The organism is Kitasatospora sp. NPDC092286, assembly GCF_044755565.1.
Lineage (GTDB): Bacteria > Actinomycetota > Actinomycetes > Streptomycetales > Streptomycetaceae > Kitasatospora.
In genome coordinates this window covers 1-17,149 of record NZ_JBIVRD010000035.1, presented here as the reverse complement: position 1 = coordinate 17,149, position 17,149 = coordinate 1, and the positions used below count along the sequence as shown (strand labels likewise).

Genomic DNA, 17,149 nt, shown 5'->3' with positions numbered 1-17,149 from the left:
TACGCGGGCCCGGCTCCCCCTGCCCGAGGGGGAGCCGGGCCCGTTGCGTACGTCGGCTCAGACGAGCGAGGCCATCCAGGCCTCGACCTCGTCGGCGCGGCGGGGCAGGCCCGCGGAGAGGTTCTCGTTGCCGTCGGCGGTGACCAGGATGTCGTCCTCGATGCGGACGCCGATGCCGCGGTACTCCTCGGGCACGGTCAGGTCGTCCTGCTGGAAGTACAGACCGGGCTCGACGGTGAGCACCATGCCGGGCACCAGCAGCGCGTCCACGTGCTCCTCACGGCGGGAGTGGGCGCAGTCGTGGACGTCCAGGCCGAGCATGTGGCCGGTGCCGTGCAGGGTCCAGCGGCGCTGGAGGCCCAGCTCCAGGACCTTCTCCACGTCGTACGCCGAGGCGTCCAGCAGGCCCCAGGCGAGCAGGCGCTCGGCGAGGACGCGCTGCGAGGCGGTGTGGAAGTCGCGGAAGCCCGCGCCGGGCTTCACCGCGGCGATGCCGGCCTCCTGGGCGTCGTAGACCGCCTGGTAGATCTTGCGCTGGAGGTCGTTGAACCGGCCGTTGATCGGCAGGGTGCGGGTGACATCGGCGGTGTAGAGGGTGTTGGTCTCCACGCCGGCGTCCAGCAGCAGCAGCTCGCCGGGGCGGACGGCGCCGTCGTTGCGCACCCAGTGCAGGGTGGTCGCGTGCGGGCCGGCGGCGCAGATCGAGCCGTAGCCGACGTCGTTGCCCTCGACCCGGGCGCGGCGCCAGAAGGTGCCCTCGATCCAGCGCTCGGAGGTGGCGACGGCCTGGCCCAGCTCGCGCACCACGTCGGTGAAGCCGTTGACGGTGGCGGTGCAGGCGGCGCGCAGCTCGCCGATCTCCCACTCGTCCTTGACCAGCCGCAGGCCGCTCAGGAACTCCTTGAACGCCGCGTCCCGCTCCGGGTCGAGCACACCGGCCAGGGCCTCCTCCAGACCGGCGTCGTAGTCGCGCACGATCCGGGTCGGCACGGGGGAGGCGGCGGCGCGGGCGGCCAGCTCCGCGCCGGCCTCGCGGACGTCGCGGACCGGAAGCCCGAGCAGCTGCTCCTGCTCGGTGAGGCTGTGCCGGCGGCCGACCCACAGCTCGCCGTAGCCGTCCAGCCAGAACTCGCCGTTCTCGCGGTTGGAGCGGGGCAGCAGGTAGAGGCCGAACTCGTGGCCGGCGTCGCCGGTGGGCTCGGCGACCAGCACCGCGTCCTCGGTCTGGTCGCCGGTGAGGTGCACGTACTCGCTGGAGGCGCGGAAGGCGTAGTCGGTGTCGTTGGAGCGGACCCGCAGGGTGCCGGCCGGGACCACCAGGCGTTCGCCGGGGTAGGCGGCGGACAGCCGGGCGCGGCGCTCGGCCGCGTACGGGGCCTGCGCGACCGGGGTGAGGCCGTGCAGCTCGGTGTCGGCCCAGCCGGACTTCATCGAGGCGGCGAGTTCGTCGGAGACCTCGGAGTAGAGGCCGTTCTTGCGGCCCTTGAACTGCTGCGGTTCCTCGTCGCCGCCGGTGGCCTCAGGGTTCTCGGCCACCGCCGGGGTGCGGTCCTCGGTCACGTACGTCGCCTCCTTGCGGGGTGGTGTGCCGCCCCGGGAGCGTCGGATCGCGACACGCGGGGGCGGCCGTGCGTCCATGGTACGGACGCCCGGCCGCTCACCTGTTCGGGGTCGGGGTGGCGGGGGCGCGGGTTCACCGGGCGCGCGCGGGCGTACCCCGCGCGCCCGGGCTCACTCGCTCGGGCTTACTCGAAGCGCGCGGCGAGCAGCATCAGGTCGTCGGTGGCGGGCCCGGTGTCCCGGCCCGCGCAGACGGCCAGCAGGTGGGCGCAGAGCCGGTCCGGGTCGATCCGCACGTCGCGCGGGGCGTCGGCGGCGGCCCGGCGCAGGTTGGCCTGTCCGGCGTGCAGGGTGGGGCCGCAGCGGCGGGCCAGGCCGTCGGTGTAGAGCACCAGGGTGTCGCCGGGCTCGGCGGTCAGCTCGACCCCGGGCGCCTCCCAGCAGGCCAGCATGCCGAGCGGGGCGGAGAGCGAGGTCTCCACGAACTCGGCGCCGTGCCGGCCGACCAGCACCGGCGGGCAGTGCCCGGCGCCGGCCAGGGTGATCCGGCGCTCCTCCGGCTCCACCCAGGCGTAGACGGCGGTGGCGGTCCGGGCCGGCTCGGTGGTCTTGAGCAGCAGTTCCAGGTCGCCGAGGACGGAGACCGGGTCCTCGCCCTCCAGCACGGCGTACGCCCGCAGCGCGGCCCGGATCCGGCCCATCGCGGCGGCCGCGCCCGGGGCGGAGCCGGGGCCGGCGCCCAGGCCGTCGCCGGAGACGCTGCCGACGGTGAGGCCGACGGTTCCGTCCGGCAGCGGGATGGCGTCGTACCAGTCGCTGCCGGCCGAGCGGTCCAGCCCGGCCGGGACGAGCCGGGCGGCCAGCCGCAGTCCGGCGGGCCGGGGGAGGTGGTCCGGCAGCAGACCCCGGCGCAGCGCCTCGGTGGTGCGCCGGGCCCGGTCCGTGTCCAGTTGCTTGGCCAGCAGCGGCGCGGCGACCTCGCAGTACCGGCGGGCCAGCTCGCACTGCCGCTCGGTCGGGCCGGCGGGCTCGTCGTAGAACCAGAGGGCGGAGGCCAGCGGGCCGTCCTCCTCGGTGGCCAGCGGCAGGCCGTAACAACCGCCGAGGCCGAGGTGGACGGCGACCTCGCGCAGCCGGGTGCCGATGGCGGGGTCGCCGGCGAGGTCGTGGGACCGCACCCGGGCGGGCCGGTCGTGCTCGCGCAGCAGCCGCCCGAGCAGGCTCTGCTCGGGCGGCACGGTCTCCAGCGCGCCGAGGCTGGCGCGGTCCAGGCCGAGGCCGACCGGCTGGCTGGGCCCGCCGCCGGGCATGGCGGTGACCAGCAGCGCGCGCCGGGCGCCGAGCAGCGCGCCGACGGACTCCAGGACGGCGGTCAGGGTGGCGTCGAGGCCCCGGGCACGGGCGAGCCGCTCGGTGTGCTCGTGCAGGCTGGTGAAATCGGACAGCCGTCCGGCCAAACGGTCCTGCACCGCCGTCGGGGGTGCGGTTCGGCTCTCGGGTGTGGGGCACTGCTGCTCGGCGGGGCCGAGCACCGGGCGGTGGCGGCCCGGCGGGTCGAGCACCGAGAGCCCGCTGACGCAGCCGGGCTCGCCCGGCTCGGAGGGAGTCGACGATGGGTGGGACTCGTTCATGCCGCCACTCCTGACGCGGTGGTACGTGTCATGCGGAACCCCCAGGTACGGCCGATTGGAGCGAGGACGGCCAAAGGGCGCGTTTCGCCTCGATTCGCTACTACTCGTCATTGATCGACAGCAATGCCACCACTTCTACACAGGCCATTCGGGGCATGTCCAGATCCAGGACGACGCGGTGGCCGGTTCCACATGCTTCGGAGCCCGTACGGCGGGCGCGTCCGGTTCGTACGCGCGCCGGTCGGCCTCGGACGGCATGGAGCTCCGGGAGAACGGGCAGAACCGTCCTGACGGCTCCGGCGGCCGTCCGGATCGTATGCTTTCGCCGTCCGTCGGCCGGGCTGGCCGGAAGACACTCACTCGTACGGTGGAACCAACCGCCCCCGGGCGGCGTCCATCCGGTCGCGTACGGGATTCTCGTTCCAAGGGCTGTTCTATTCCGCGGTCCTTCAGGTCGTGCTCCACACCGTGCTTCACGCCCGTCACGCCGTTCGTCCGTCCTGCCGCCCGGCCCCGCCAGCATCGCGCCTTCGCGGGGCCCGCACGGCGCTTCCCGACGTACGCCGGCGGGCTTTGAGCGAACCGAGCGGTCACGGAAAGGAACGAGCGCCATGCGTGAGAATCCGAGGGGCCGGTCATCGGCCCGTTCCGCCCGGCTGGCCGCCGCGCTGGCCGCCGCCGTGGACCATCGCTGGCCCGTGGTGCCGGGCGCGCTGCTGACTGCCGGGCAGTGCTCCTGCGGGGATCCGGGCTGCGCCGTCCCCGGTGCCCACCCGCACGACCCGCCGCTGCTCGCGGCCACCACCGACGCCCGGATGGTGCGCTGGTGGTGGGAGCGGCAGAGCCCGGACGCGCCGGTGCTGGCCGCCACCGGCGGGGTGGTCTCGGCGGTCAGCCTGCCCGCGGCGGCCGGTGCCAGGGCGCTCGCCTACCTCGGCGCGCTGCGGCTGCCGCTCGGCCCGGTGCTGGCGATGCCCGGCCGGTACGCGATGCTGGTCGCCCCGTACTCGCTCGACGTGCTCGGCGAGATGCTCGCCCAACTGCCATGGGTGCCGGGCTCGTTGCGCTATCACGGGTCGGGTGGGTTCCTGCCGCTGCCGCCCGGTGGCGGGTCCGGCGGGCGGGTGCGCTGGGTGCTGCCGCCGCGGCCGGCGGCCGGCGGCGGGGTCTGGCTGCCCCAGGTCGGTCCGCTGCTGGGGGAGTTGGTCGAGGCGACGGTCCGGCTGGACACCGGCCGCTCGGCGTACTGACCGGGTGCGGCGGGGTCGTGCGCGAGTGATCGTGTACGGCGGGATCGTGCGGGCGGACCAGCCGCTCGTGCGCCGTCCCGTGCGCCGGCCGCACGCGGGCGGCCGTTCCGGAAAACAAAAGATCCGGTCGCTGGCGACGGGGGATGCACCAGCGACCGGACTCTTTAGACAGTAACAAGGATCCGCGCCCGCGCCAATTTCCAAGGACCCTTCCCCGCCCGGAAATTGCGGTCGGCGAGGGGTGATGTGACGCGTATCACCCGATCCTGGTCGCCTTTAGTTCAAGGTGACCTGACGGTTCACCAGGTTTGCCCGGGCGCGCCGCTCCTCGGCCGTCAGCGGGGTGTTGTCGGCCAGCGTGGCGGCGAGCCGCTCGGCGAACTCGGCGGCCGGCTTCTCGCAGTCGGCCGCCGTCATGGCCACCGGCAGGTCCCAGACCGGGACGGTCAGCCCGTGCGCGCGGAACGAGCCGACCAGGCGGGTGTCCGGGCCGACCGAGGACTGGTCGGCGGCGGTCAGCCGGGCCAGCGCGTCCAGCAACTGCTCCTCCGGCACCGTCATCACCCAGCGCAGGTGGTTCTTGTCCGGAGTGCCGCACCAGTAGGCGGAGTCGACGCTGCCGAGCTTCTCGGTGGGGATCGCCGAGGCGTTGGCGCGCTCCAGCGAGGCGGCCACCTCGCCGGTGGCGGCCTCGGCGTCCTCCAGCCAGAACTCGAAGCCGGTGTGCACGGCCGGCGTGAACCCGGCGTCGAGGTCCAGCAGATCCTGCAGACGGCGGCCGCCCGGGACGGTCCGGCGGGCGGGTACCGGGGTGCCCGGCTCGGTGGCCAGGGCCAGCTCCAGGGCGTCCGCGAGGTCGCGGCTCAGGTCGCCGGAGGCGGACTGGGTCTGCAGGCCGAGCAGGATCGAGCCGTCCGGGCGGCGCAGCGCGGGCCAGGCCAGCGGCAGGACGGTCGCCAGCGTCACCGACGGGACCTCGCCGTTGGCGGCCTCGGCCACCCCGGCGGCCAGCGTCAGCGGCACCGTCGCGGCCGGCACCAGCTCGCGCAGCGCGACCCAGTCGGCCTCGCCCGGCAGCCCCTCGAACGGGCGGTGCACCAGCTCCTGCACGGCGTGCGAGGCATCCCGGCCGTGACACGCCTTGTACCGGCGGCCGGAACCGCAGGGGCAGTTCTCGCGGGCCCCGACCACGGGGATCTCGCCCGTGGCGGCGGTGGTGGACTGGCTGCGCTGCGGCGCCTTCTTGGCGGCCTTCTTGCCCATGGTGCGGCTCTCCCGGGGACGGTTGTGTTGTGCTCCGGGCAGCCTACTGACGTTCCCCCGGCGCGTGGACACACGTCGGGGCGGGGCGTGGGTGGCGGCGCGCGCGGACGGGGCGCGGACGGGGCGCGGGGGCGCGCGGACGGGCGGGTCCGGCCCGCTCAGGCGCTGCGGGCATCACCGCCGGTCCGTCGGGCGTGGCGGGCCCGGGCGGGCAGTGCCGCCCACACCGTCACTTCGCCGGGAGCGTCGCGCACACCCCAGTCGCTGGCCAGCTGGCCGACGATGCTCAGGCCGCGGCCGCCGCGCGAGGTCAGGGACGGGCCGGCGGGCGTCGGGCGGGTCTGCGCCCCGCCGTCGGTGACCTCCAGCGTGAGGATCCCGTCCGCGTGCATCTGCCAGCGCACCAGGACCCCGCCGTCGCCGCCGTCCGGCTGTGGGTGCGCGGCCGTCCTGGCGCCCTGGCCCGCGGTGGGGACCCCGACGAGCACCTGGTCCACGACCTCCGCCCGGGCGCTGCGGCCGAGCGCGGGCAATGGCCCGAGCGGCCGCGCATAGCGACAGGCATTACTCAGCAGTTCGGAAAGGATCAGAACAGCATCATCAATGACCGGTTCGGGTATCTCCCGGTCGCCCAGATCTCGACGCAGTCGGCGCCGTGCGACCCCGACACTCGCTGGGCCGTGCGGCACTGCCATGGTCGATGAAGTCGGCACTTCACGCGCCACCATCAACGCCACCCCCGGACCTCCTTCAGCGTATGCCGAGGGATGGATGCCCCTTGGTAATGCGTCGGAAACGACTGCAGGGCGATCCCGCGCGGACATTTCAAACCGCGCGACCCAGGGTGGGCGGCAGGTGATTCCGTGCTCACCCTCCGTCGTGAAAACGCATAATTTCCGGCAAAAATTGTCGGCAGCAGGTTTGGTTCACCGGCCGAGCTGGGCGAGGACCTCGGCCGGGCGGTTGGTGATGATCGCCGACACCCCGAGCTCCAGGCACAGCTCCACGTCGGCCGGCTCGTCCACGGTCCAGACGTGCACCTGGTGGCCCAGCTCGCGCAGTCGCGTCACCAGCCGCGGCCTGGCCCGCACCAGCTCGATGCCGGGCCCGGCGATCCCGGCCCCGCCCGGCAGCGTCGCGCCCGGGCGCAGCCGGCCCCGCAGCGGCAGGCCGCGCTCGAACAGGAACACCCTCGGGTACTGCGGCGCGGTGGCGGCCACCCGGGCGAGCGCCAGCGCGGAGAAGCTCATGATCCGGGCCTGCGGGCGGCCGTCCGCGGGGTCTCCGGTGATCTTGAACCGGTCCAGCATCCGCAGGAGCTCGGCCTCCACCCGGCCCCGGAAACGGACCGGGTGCTTGGTCTCGATCGCCAGGTCCACCGGGCGTCCGCAGTCCGCGACCAGCTCCAGCAGGCTCTCCAGCCGCAGAACGCCCCGCAGCTCCGGGTCCGCGCTCGGTGCGCCCGTCTTCCAGGCGCCGAAGTCGTGCGCCTCCAGCTCGGCCAGCGTCATCGCGGACACCGTGCCGCGGCCGTCCGAGACCCGGCCGATCCTGCGGTCGTGCACACAGACCAGATGCCCGTCGGCCGTGACCCGGACATCGCACTCGACCGCGTCGGCGCCCTCGGTGAGCGCCCGCCGGTAGGCGGCGAGCGTGTGCTCGGGCAGTGCGTACGAGGATCCGCGGTGGGCGATCACCTGGACGGACGGCGCGGTGCGCGCCGCCGCCGGGGGGAGGTCGGGGCTGGTCACACGTCCCACGATAGGCGGCGGAAGTGACGCGAAAACGAAGACGGCCCCAACCTGAGGGGCCGTCTTCGCGTGGGGGGGCGGATCAGTCCCGCGCGTCCCGGCGGGTCAGCGGGGTGAGCGCCCAGGTGGCCAGGGCCGGCACCAGGAAGCCGAACAGCGAGGCCGAGGTCCACTCCTGCGGGGTGAAGTGCAGCGCCTCCTGGACGGAGGTCCAGAAGTCCGTCCACCAGCCGGCGATCGCGGTCGGCGCGATCAGCTGGTAGACGACGAAGCCCAGCGCCCACGGCAGCAGCATCAGCCGGCGGGACGGCGCGTCGGCGGAGAGGTTCCAGCCGCGCCGGCCGGCGCCGAGGAAGTAGTCGACCGCCAGCACCGCGAACATCGGCACGAACACCGAGCCGATCAGGCCCAGGAAGGCGTAGTAGGAGTCGGTGAACTCGGTGATCTGCAGAGCCAGCACCGTGATCAGCAGCCCGGTCCCGCCGGTCAGCACCCGGCGGTCCACCCTGGGCAGCAGGTTGTGGACGGACATCGCGGTCGAGTACACGTTGGCGAAGGACTGGTCCGTCTCGCGCAGGACCAGCACCAGCAGGAACGCCCAGCCGGCCCAGACGCCCAGGAAGGAGTCGAAGATCCGGTCCGGGTCGCCGCCGGACTGCAGCAGCGCGATCAGGCCCAGCACGTAGCACCAGACCTGGGCGACGGTGTAGCCGGAGAAGCTGCCCCAGAACGCGGCGCGCGGGGTGCGCGAGTGCCGGGTGTAGTCGGCGGCCAGCGGCACGAAGGAGATCGACACCGCGATCATCGCGTCGGTGGCCTTCAGGAAGCCGTGCCAGTTGCCCGCGCCCGGGTCCGGCACGCCGTGCCGGCCCAGCTGGACGGTGAAGTACACCATCGCGACCGCGACCGCCCCGGCGACGAACCGCCGCAGCACCGCGATCGAGCCCAGCGGCCAGATGGTCAGCGCGGTGGTCAGCGCGCCCGCCAGCAGGACGAAGGCCCAGCGGTAGCCCTCGGTGTGGACGACGGTCTGCGCGCCCATCGCGATCACCAGCAGCTCGTACACGCCCCAGCCGATGCACTGGACGATGTTCAGCACCGTCGGCACGTACGAGAGCTTCGTCCCGAACAGCCCGCGCAGGTTCGCCATCGCCGGTGCGCCGGTACGGGCCCCGATCAGGGCGGCCACACCGAGCATCGCGGTGCCGACCACGGTCCCGGCCGCGATCGCGGTCACGGCGGCGGCCAGGGAGAGCTCGCTGCCCCGCGCGCCCAGCACGGTGGCGGCGGTGGTGAAGCCGATCAGGCTGACGCCGAGGTTCATCCAGAGCGCGAAGTGGTCGCGGAAGCGGAGCGTGCGCGGCGGCTCGGTGTCCAGGACGAGCGGCGCCTCGACCCGCTCGGACCGGTCCGGCCGGTCCAGGACGGCGGTGGCCGCGGCGGCGCCGGTCGCGGTGGGGGAGCCGGGCACGGCGGCGGAACCGGGCACGGGGGGACCGGCGTCGGAGTGAACGGTCGTGGACGGTTCGGAGAAACCCTTGGACGCGGGCGCGCCCGAAGAAGAGGATGGCGAAGCAGGCGGCATGGCCGATACTCCCTACGCCGGCATTACCCGGACAGGTTCCGGCGGTCAGCGCCCCCTCGACGGTCCGCCCACGGACGTCGTGGCGTACGGTCGACCAGCGCACTCTCAGCCTGGGAAGGTCCAAGCTCCCGCGTGTCAGTTGTGAGCGACAGGCTAACCGGCACGGGGGTGAACGCCAAGGCCAGGCGCTGGGCGCCCCGGCCGCGAGGGACATCCGGCGGCGGTGGGCGAGCGGCCGGTGGGGGTGGTGGTTCGGGGGCGTTCGGCCGGGTTTCCGGACGGGGCCGTCGGGCCTGGCTAAGGATTCTTATGACTTCTTCAGAAGGGTCCTTACGGCAATCGAATCGAGTGTGCGAAAAACTATGCTTCTTGGTCCTGTCAGCTATGGAGGTCGTCCGTGAGCACCGAGCGCGAGGTTGGGTCCACCGGGCCGCAGGGGGAACAGCCCTCCGGCGGCCAGGGGGTGGTGGGTCCCGCTCATGACGGTCCGGCGCAGCAGTCCGCGTCCGCCGCTGCCACCCCCGCACAGGCGCCCGCCGACCGGACCACCACCGACGTGGCACCGGCGGTGCCCGCCGCGCCCGCCGCTCCGGCGGCCGGCGGATCCACGCCGACGCTGGCGTTCAGCAAGATCAGCGCCCCGGCGCCGGCCGAGGCACCCGCCGCGGCCGCGGCTGCCGACGCTCCCGTGTCCGCGCCCGCCCCGGTCGAGGCCGGCCACCCCGGCCCGGGGTACATCGACGCCCCGCCGCCGGTCGTGCCGCCCGCCCCGGCGGGGCCGCCGGCCGCGCCCGCCCCGGCGCTCGCCGAGGCCCTGGCCCTGCCGACGGCGCCCGTCGTCAACCCGTACGCCACCACGGGCGCCTCGGCCGCCGCGGCGCACGACCCGTACGGTGCCCCGCCCGCCGCGGCCCATGACCCGTACGGCGCCCCGGCGGGCCCGCCCGCGCAGCAGCACCCCTTCGGCGCGGGCCAGCCGCTCGGCGGCTGGGGCCCGCACGACTCCTCGGCCGGCGGCGCCGGCGGTCCCGGCCACCCCGGCGGCCCGCTCGGCTACCCGCCCGAGTACCCCGGTACGTCCGGCCCCGGCGGTCCGCGCAAGAAGCGCGGCGGCCTGGTCGCCCTGATCGCCGCCGTCGCCCTGGTCGCCGGTGTGGCCGGCGGCGCGCTCGGCGTGACCATCGCCGACCGCAACGACAACAGCGCCAGCTCCGCGAACGACCGCCGCAGCACCACCGTGCAGGCCAACAGCCCGGAGAAGAACGAGCCCGCCCCCGGCTCCGTCGCCGGCATCGCGCAGAAGGCGCTGCCCAGCGTCGTCACCATCAAGGCGCAGGGCAACGGCGAGTCCGGCACCGGCACCGGCTTCGTCTTCGACACCGAGGGCCACATCCTCACCAACAACCACGTGGTGGCGCCCGCCTCCAACGGCGGCAAACTGACCGTCAAGTTCGCCGACGGCAGCTCCTACAACGCCTCCGTGCTCGGCCGCGCCGAGGGCTACGACGTGGCCGTGGTCAAGCTGGACAACCCCCCGAAGGGGGACAAGCTGACCCCGCTTCCGCTGGCCGACTCCGACAAGGTCAACGTCGGCGACTCCACCATCGCCATCGGTGCCCCGTACGGCCTGGAGTCCACCGTCACCACCGGCATCATCAGCGCGAAGGACCGCCCGGTCGCCTCCGGCGACGAGACCGGCGCCCAGTCCTCGTACATGAACGCCCTGCAGACCGACGCCTCGATCAACCCCGGCAACTCCGGCGGCCCGCTGCTCGACTCCAGCGGCGCGGTGGTCGGCATCAACTCGGCGATCCAGTCCAACGCCTCCAGCACCGGCCGGGCCGGCAGCATCGGCCTCGGCTTCGCCATCCCGATCAACCAGGCCAAGTGGGTCGCCGAGACCCTGATCAAGACCGGCAAGCCCGTCTACGCCAAGCTCGACGTCCTCCGCAACGACGACTACAAGGGCGACGGCGCACAGATCCAGACCCGCGACATCCAGGGCACCCCGGCCGTCACCCCCGGCGGCGCGGCCGACAAGGCGGGCCTCAAGCCCGGCGACGTCATCACCAAGCTCGGCGGCAGCCCGATCGAGAACGGCCCCGCCCTGGTCAGCAAGATCTGGACGCACAAGCCCGGCGAGACCGTCGACGTCGAGTACACCCGCAACGGCCAGACCTTCAACACCAAGGTCACCCTCACCGAGCGCGTCGGCGACTGACCCCGTCCCCGAAACCCTGTGCACCGAACCCCGCCGGACCCGTTAGGCTGACCTCCGCCTGGAGAGCTGCCCGAGCGGCCTAAGGGAACAGTCTTGAAAACTGTCGTGGCGTGACCCGTCACCGTGGGTTCGAATCCCACGCTCTCCGCTGGTAGGAGAAACCGCCTGCTCAGGGCGGGTGTTGGCCCCAGGCCGACACCCGCCCTTCGCGTTTTCCACCGGGGTGGAGGCGGTGGGCCGACCGTGGGCCGGGGGCGGCGGGTTCACCTGAACGGGGGGTTTGGGGTGGGGGCGTCCTTGTGGGTGCGGCGAGGGGGCGTGTGCCGGGGGTAAGGGGCGGACTGCCCTGGGAGTGGGCCCGGCGAGGAGACACGGATGGCCTGGTACCCCGGCGCTGAGAAGATGGAGCTTCAGCCCGAGTCGGACGCGCAGCCGGCGATCGTGCCGACGCAGGTGATCTTTCACAGCATGGCGGCGCCCTGGACGCCGCGCCGCATCTACGAGTACTGGCGGGACTCGACCAACCTGGAGTCGCACTTCGGGGTCGGCTACGACGGCGGCATCGCCCAGTACATCGGCACCCAGACCCGGGCCGACGCCAACATGGCCGCGAACCACCGGCCGGACGGCACCGGCGCGGTGAGCATCGAGTCGGCCAGCAACGACCAGCACACCGATCCGTGGACGGCCGCGCAGATCGGGACGTTCATCGCGGTCGGGGTCTGGCTGCACCAGCGGCACGGCATCCCGCTGCGGGTCTGCCGCACCGCCGACGACCCCGGTTACGGCTTTCACCGGCTCTTCCCGGAGTGGTCGGACGGTGGCACCGCCTGCCCCGGCGACGCCCGGGTGCAGCAGTTCCACGGTCTCGTCCTGCCGGGCATCGTGGCCGGCGCGGGCGGTGCTCCGCCGCCCCCGTCCCGGTCGACGCCGGGGCCGGCCCGTTACCGGGTGACCATCAACGGCCTGGAGTACGGGTACGGCGCGCACGGCCCGCAGGTCCGGCAGGTGGGCGACGCGCTGGTGGCGTCCGGGCACGGCTCGCACTACACGGCCGGTCCGGACGAGGACTGGCGGGACGCCGACACCCTCAACTACCAGGACTACCAGCTCAGTCTGGGCTACGCGGGGGCCGCCGCGGACGGCGTGCCGGGCGAGGATTCGCTGCGCCGGCTGCTCGGCACGCTGCCCTCGCCCCGGCGCGTCTCGGTGGCGCACATCGTCGCGGCCGCCCGGACCGACCCCGGCGCCGAACAGGGCCACCGGACGTACGGACCCGAGGTGCGGATCGTCGAACAGGCGCTGGCCGACGAGGGGTACCTGGAGCAGCGCTGGGTGGACGGCTCGCTCGGCACCAGGACGGTGCAGGCGTACGCGGCCTTCCAGCGCAGTCTCGGCTACTCGGGCGCGGACGCGAACGGGATCCCCGGTCAACGCAGCCTCCAAGTGCTCGGCCGGCGGCGCGGGTTCGACGTCACGGACTGAGGCGGCATGGACCGAGGTGGTGAGGACGGCGGCCCGGCCGTGGGTGCCGGTGCTTGACCATGACACGGTGTGAGGGTCTGCACTGGGAGCCATCATGTTCAACATCGGAGACTTCGCCAAGCACGGCCGGGTGTCGGTCCGCATGCTGCGCCACTACGACGCGATCGGCCTGCTGCGTCCGGCCCGGGTCGACCGGGCCAGCGGCTACCGCTTCTACGAGGCCGCCCAACTCGCCCGGCTCAACCGGGTGATCGCGCTCAAGGACCTCGGCTTCACGCTGCAGCAGGTGCGGGACGTCCTGGACGAGCGGGTGGACGCGGCCGAGCTGCGCGGGATGCTGCGGCTGCGGCGGGCCGAACTCGCCGCGGCGATGGCGGCGGACGCCCAGCGGCTGACCCGGGTCGAGGCGAGGCTCCGGACGATCGAGAGCGAGGGAACCATGTCCGCGCACGATGTCGTGGTGAAGCGGGTGCCGTCGGTGCGGGTGGCCGAACTGACGGCGGTCGCCGCGAGCTATGAGCCGGAGGACGTCGGACCGGTGATCGGCCCGCTGTTCACGGAGCTCTGCCGGCGGATGGCGGAGGCCGGGGTGGAGGGGGCCGGCCCGGCGGTGGCCCGCTACGAGGACGCCCCGGACGGGGACGGCGCGGTGCTGGTCCGGGCGGCGGTCCCGGTCGGCGCGGCCCCGGCACCCGCCGGGGAGTGCGGCTTCGAGGTGGTCGACCTGCCGGTGATCGAGGAGGCGGCGACCATCGTGCACCGCGGTTCGATGGACGACAGCATGGGCTCCGTCCAGGCGCTGGCCCGCTTCGTCGACGAGAACGGCTACCGCTCCGCCGGATACGCCCGGGAGCTGTACCTGGAGTGCCCGGACGACCAGGCGGCGTGGGTGACGGAGTTCCAGGAGCCGGTAAGCCGCCCGTAGGACAGTGCCCCGGGGCGCGTACCCGCTCCGGCCGGCCGGGGTCCAGGCCGGCCCTGCTCGGGGCCCCGGGGGCCGCACCGCCGGTCCGGCTCTGAAACGTCCGAGCGGCGCACTTGCCCGACCACCGGTCGGCGGGCAGAGTGCGGACAGAGCGGGAAGCACGCGGGAAGAGCGCGTGCCGCGCGTGCGGCGGTGGCGCGACCGGGCGGCGATCGGAGACGGCGATGAGTGATCTGACGGACCGGCTGGCGCAGGGGCTCCCGCCCGGCGCCCTGGCGGTGGACCCGGATGTGATGGCCGCCTACAGCCATGACATGGCGGGCTTCTGTGTGGCCGGAACCCCCGCCGTGGTGGCCTTCCCGGAGACGGTCGAGCAGGTGCGGCACATCCTGCGGACCGCCACCGAACTGCGTGTCCCCGTGGTGCCGCAGGGTGCCCGCACCGGGCTCTCCGGCGCGGCCAACGCCGTGGACGGCTGCATCGTGCTGTCGATGGTGAAGATGAACCGGATCCTGGAGATCGACCCGGTCAACCGGATCGCGGTGGTCGAACCGGGCGTGGTGAACGCCGAACTCTCCCGGGCGGCATCCGAGTCGGGGCTGTCCTACCCGCCGGACCCGTCCAGCTGGGAGACCTGCACCATCGGCGGCAACATCGGGACCGGCGCGGGCGGGCTCTGCTGCGTCAAGTACGGCGTCACCGGCGAGTATGTGCTCGGGCTGGACGTGGTGCTGGCGGACGGGCGGCTGCTGTCCACCGGCCGCCGTACCGCCAAGGGGGTCGCGGGCTACGACCTGACCCGGTTGCTGGTCGGCTCGGAGGGCACGCTGGGTGTGGTGGTCAGGGCGGTGGTCGCCCTGCGGCCCGCGCCAGCACCGCAGTTGGCGCTGGCGGCGGAGTTCCCGAGCGCGGACACGGCGGGTGCGGCGGTCTGCGAGGTGATGGCGCGCGGCCTCACCCCGTCGCTGATGGAGCTGATGGACGCGGTCACCGTGCGGGCCGTCAACGAGCTGGGGCAGATGGGGCTGCCGGAGTCGACCCAGGCGCTGCTGCTGGTGGCCTTCGACGGGCCGGACCAGGTGGCCGAGCTGGCGGCGGTGGGGGAGATCTGCCGGGCGGCAGGCGCGACCGAGGTGGTGCCGGCCGACGACCAGGCGGAGTCCGAGCTGCTGCTGGAGGCCCGGCGGCTGGCGCTGCCCGCGCTGGACCGGCTGGGCACCACGATGATCGACGACGTGGCGGTGCCCCGTTCCCGGCTGGCCGAGATGCTGAACGGCGTCGCCGCGATCGCCGAGCGGCACGCGCTGACGATCGGCGTGGTGAGTCACGCCGGGGACGGCAACACACATCCGATCGTCATCTTCGACGGCGCCGATCCCGAGGAGTCGGCGCGGGCGCAGCGGTCCTTCGACGAGATCATGGCGCTGGGGCTGGAGCTGGGCGGCACGATCACCGGGGAGCACGGGGTGGGGCTGCTCAAGCGGGACTGGCTGGCGCGTGAGCTGGGGCCGGTGGCGCTGGAACTGCAGCGGCAGTTGAAGGCGGTCTTCGATCCGCTGGGGATTCTCAACCCGGGTAAGGCGGTCTGATTTTCACCTCTCCCCATTTCCTTCTCTCTTCTGCCTGTGATGCCTCCAGTAATACTTTGGGATGGTCGCAGAATGGCTTGACATGTCGACATGGAAGGTCGACCGCACCCGTGTGCGGCGGGTGAATCGACGCCCGGCGTCCAGGCGCTGCGCCGGTTCACCCGGAAGGAGGCTACCGTCCGGGCAAAGCCCCAGGTGAGCGGCGCTGTATCGATGCGTTGTCCAGAGGGTGCGCCCGTTATTCATCAGAGGTTGGGATATCACGCAAACGGGCGAAAATTCCGGCTTGAGGTGGTGCTTTGTCGATTTGTTGCGGAAGTCTGTTCCTCGACGTCGCAGCCCGCAGGAGTTCGTCTGGGCGACGAACTCCGACACAACGCACGAAGTACAGCTTTTGGGAGGCTCTCAATGGCTCGCATCCGCGATGACGGTTCCAACGGTGGCCAGAACACCACCGTCGTCTTCGCTCCGGTCTCCAACCGAATCCACTGATCCGAGCGAGGTCACGTCCGGCGGGGGCGCCGGACGTGGGCGGCCACAGGTGAGCTGAGCACCCGTGGCCGGGCTCGCAGCGGAGAAGCGGAGAAGCGAAGAAGCGAAGAAGACCGGAGCAGGATTCCAACCAGGGCCCGACGCGGAGTAACTCGACCAGAGGACTCGACGGAGAGCCCGCCGCACAGAAGTCGGAGAAGACAACTCGGACCAGGGAAGACCAGGGAACTCGACGCGCGGCTGTCACCGCGCGGAACCGGGTAGCGGAAAGGGTCACCGCGACCGGCCTGGTGGGCGGTGCCGATCATCGGCACCGCCCACCAGCACGTCCGGGGCCGCCTGTCGCCAAGAACCCGGGCGCACGGGCGCACGGGCAACGGGGCGCACAGGGCGCACAGCGAGGGCCCGCGCCCGAGCGGTCAGCCCACGGCGGTACGGTTGCGCTCCGACAGCGCACCCCGCGCCCGGGCCCCGACGGCCCGGCTGGCCGGGGCTGCGACCGAGGCGACCGGAGGGAAGGCACGATGGCAGCGGAGGAGGAGGGCCTGACCGGCCCGGGCGAGACCAGGCCCGCAGCCGGGGCGAACCCGGGAACCGACCCGGGGTCCGCGCCCCGGTCCGAGACCAGGCCCGAGCCCAGGTCCGTACCCGAGCTGCTGCTCGGCCGTCCGCCGATGGCCCGCCCGTTGCCGTCCTTCGACGCGGAGGCGGCCCCGGCGGAGCCCGGCCCGCTGTTCGTCGACTGGCTCGCCACCGCTCTCGCGGCCGGTGTGCTCGACCCGCAGGTGGTCACGCTCTCCACGGTCGACGCCGACGGCCTGCCGGACGCCCGGGTGCTGGTCCTGCGGGACGTCGACGCCTCCGGCACCGGCTGGGTCTTCTCGGCCGCCGCCGACAGTCCGAAGGGCCGCCAGCTCGCCGACCACCCGGCCGCCGCGCTCACCCTGTACTGGCCGCCGCTGGGCCGTCAGATCCGGGTCCGCGGCACCGTCGAGCGGGCCGCCGACCAGGTCGCCGCGGCCGAGTTCGCCACCCGCTCGCCCGCCGCCCGGGTCGGGGCGCTGGTCGGCCGGCAGAGCGAGCCGCTGGCCTCCCCGGCCGAGTACGACGAGGCGGTCGCGGTCGCCCGCCGCCGGCTGGAGGCCACCCCGGACACCGTCGCGGCCGGCCACGCCGTCTACACGCTCTGGGCGCACGAAGTGGAGTTCTGGCAGGGCGACAACGACCGCCGTCACGTCCGGCTGCGCTACACGCGGACCGGCCCGGTCCGCACCCCGGAGTGGTCGCGGACCCTGCTCTGGCCTTAGCTTGTCGTTTGACCTCCATTGATCATCTTCTGTGGCGTTCGGGTTATCGCCTGTCTGTTCGCTATTGGTTGGTGACCAGGGCGAGTCCGA

12 protein-coding genes, 1 tRNA gene and 1 riboswitch are annotated in these 17,149 nt (G+C 73.5%); of the genes, 7 read left to right on the top strand and 6 right to left on the bottom strand.

Going from position 1 to position 17,149, the window contains the following annotated elements; all coding sequences use genetic code 11:
* Positions 1-57: 57 nt before the first annotated feature.
* The gene (locus ACIQIB_RS29205; protein WP_400761616.1) at positions 58-1,560 is read right to left on the bottom strand and encodes an aminopeptidase P family protein; all 1,503 of its coding nucleotides are present in this window, start codon (positions 1,558-1,560) and stop codon (positions 58-60) included.
* 185 nt (positions 1,561-1,745) lie between these two features.
* Entirely contained in the window at positions 1,746-3,191 is a 1,446-nt protein-coding gene (locus ACIQIB_RS29200) for a PP2C family protein-serine/threonine phosphatase (RefSeq protein WP_400761613.1), read from the bottom strand.
* A gap of 611 nt (positions 3,192-3,802) precedes the next feature.
* On the opposite strand from ACIQIB_RS29200, the gene ACIQIB_RS29195 reads away from it, so the two are divergent.
* Complete coding sequence (locus tag ACIQIB_RS29195) at positions 3,803-4,441, top strand: bifunctional DNA primase/polymerase (RefSeq protein ID WP_363603883.1); 639 nt, start codon at positions 3,803-3,805, stop codon at positions 4,439-4,441.
* 276 nt (positions 4,442-4,717) lie between these two features.
* On the opposite strand, the gene ACIQIB_RS29190 is transcribed toward ACIQIB_RS29195, so the two are convergent.
* From ACIQIB_RS29190 to ACIQIB_RS29175, 4 genes are all read right to left on the bottom strand, one after another.
* Complete coding sequence (locus ACIQIB_RS29190) at positions 4,718-5,704, bottom strand: DUF5926 family protein (RefSeq protein WP_400658394.1); 987 nt, start codon at positions 5,702-5,704, stop codon at positions 4,718-4,720.
* Between the two features lie 158 nt (positions 5,705-5,862).
* Positions 5,863-6,432, bottom strand: coding sequence for an ATP-binding protein (locus tag ACIQIB_RS29185; protein WP_363604197.1), 570 nt, complete (start codon positions 6,430-6,432; stop codon positions 5,863-5,865).
* A 198-nt stretch (positions 6,433-6,630) separates the two neighbouring features.
* Positions 6,631-7,455: a glycerophosphodiester phosphodiesterase family protein gene (locus tag ACIQIB_RS29180; protein WP_363603887.1), complete on the bottom strand. Its 825-nt coding sequence runs from the start codon at positions 7,453-7,455 to the stop codon at positions 6,631-6,633.
* Positions 7,456-7,537: 82 nt separating this feature from the next.
* Entirely contained in the window at positions 7,538-8,944 is a 1,407-nt protein-coding gene (locus ACIQIB_RS29175; protein ID WP_400761611.1) for a purine-cytosine permease family protein, read from the bottom strand.
* An 88-nt stretch (positions 8,945-9,032) separates the two neighbouring features.
* A riboswitch (TPP riboswitch) is annotated at positions 9,033-9,182 on the bottom strand.
* Positions 9,183-9,437: 255 nt separating this feature from the next.
* On the opposite strand from ACIQIB_RS29175, the gene ACIQIB_RS29170 reads away from it, so the two are divergent.
* The 6 genes from ACIQIB_RS29170 (at position 9,438) to ACIQIB_RS29145 (ending at position 17,059) form a co-directional block, all read left to right on the top strand.
* Entirely contained in the window at positions 9,438-11,261 is a 1,824-nt protein-coding gene (locus ACIQIB_RS29170; protein ID WP_400761608.1) for a S1C family serine protease, read from the top strand.
* A 60-nt stretch (positions 11,262-11,321) separates the two neighbouring features.
* Positions 11,322-11,409 (top strand) — tRNA-Ser (locus tag ACIQIB_RS29165).
* Between the two features lie 227 nt (positions 11,410-11,636).
* Positions 11,637-12,746, top strand: coding sequence for a peptidoglycan-binding protein (locus ACIQIB_RS29160; protein WP_400761605.1), 1,110 nt, complete (start codon positions 11,637-11,639; stop codon positions 12,744-12,746).
* A gap of 94 nt (positions 12,747-12,840) precedes the next feature.
* Positions 12,841-13,671: a MerR family transcriptional regulator gene (locus ACIQIB_RS29155; protein ID WP_400761603.1), complete on the top strand. Its 831-nt coding sequence runs from the start codon at positions 12,841-12,843 to the stop codon at positions 13,669-13,671.
* Between the two features lie 224 nt (positions 13,672-13,895).
* Positions 13,896-15,260 (top strand): FAD-linked oxidase C-terminal domain-containing protein, encoded by a 1,365-nt coding sequence (locus ACIQIB_RS29150; protein ID WP_363603894.1) that lies wholly within the window; start codon positions 13,896-13,898, stop codon positions 15,258-15,260.
* Positions 15,261-16,276: 1,016 nt separating this feature from the next.
* Positions 16,277-17,059, top strand: a complete 783-nt coding sequence (locus ACIQIB_RS29145; protein WP_363603895.1) for a pyridoxal 5'-phosphate synthase — start codon at positions 16,277-16,279, stop codon at positions 17,057-17,059.
* Positions 17,060-17,149: the final 90 nt, after the last annotated feature.

Coding starts and splice junctions, on each gene's coding strand:
- ACIQIB_RS29200 (WP_400761613.1), bottom strand. CDS start 3,191: ATGAACGAGTCCCACCCATCGTCGACTCCCTCCGAGCCGGGCGAGCCC.
- ACIQIB_RS29195 (WP_363603883.1), top strand. CDS start 3,803: ATGCGTGAGAATCCGAGGGGCCGGTCATCGGCCCGTTCCGCCCGGCTG.
- ACIQIB_RS29190 (WP_400658394.1), bottom strand. CDS start 5,704: ATGGGCAAGAAGGCCGCCAAGAAGGCGCCGCAGCGCAGCCAGTCCACC.
- ACIQIB_RS29185 (WP_363604197.1), bottom strand. CDS start 6,432: ATGGTGGCGCGTGAAGTGCCGACTTCATCGACCATGGCAGTGCCGCAC.
- ACIQIB_RS29160 (WP_400761605.1), top strand. CDS start 11,637: ATGGCCTGGTACCCCGGCGCTGAGAAGATGGAGCTTCAGCCCGAGTCG.
- ACIQIB_RS29155 (WP_400761603.1), top strand. CDS start 12,841: ATGTTCAACATCGGAGACTTCGCCAAGCACGGCCGGGTGTCGGTCCGC.
- ACIQIB_RS29150 (WP_363603894.1), top strand. CDS start 13,896: ATGAGTGATCTGACGGACCGGCTGGCGCAGGGGCTCCCGCCCGGCGCC.
- ACIQIB_RS29145 (WP_363603895.1), top strand. CDS start 16,277: ATGGCAGCGGAGGAGGAGGGCCTGACCGGCCCGGGCGAGACCAGGCCC.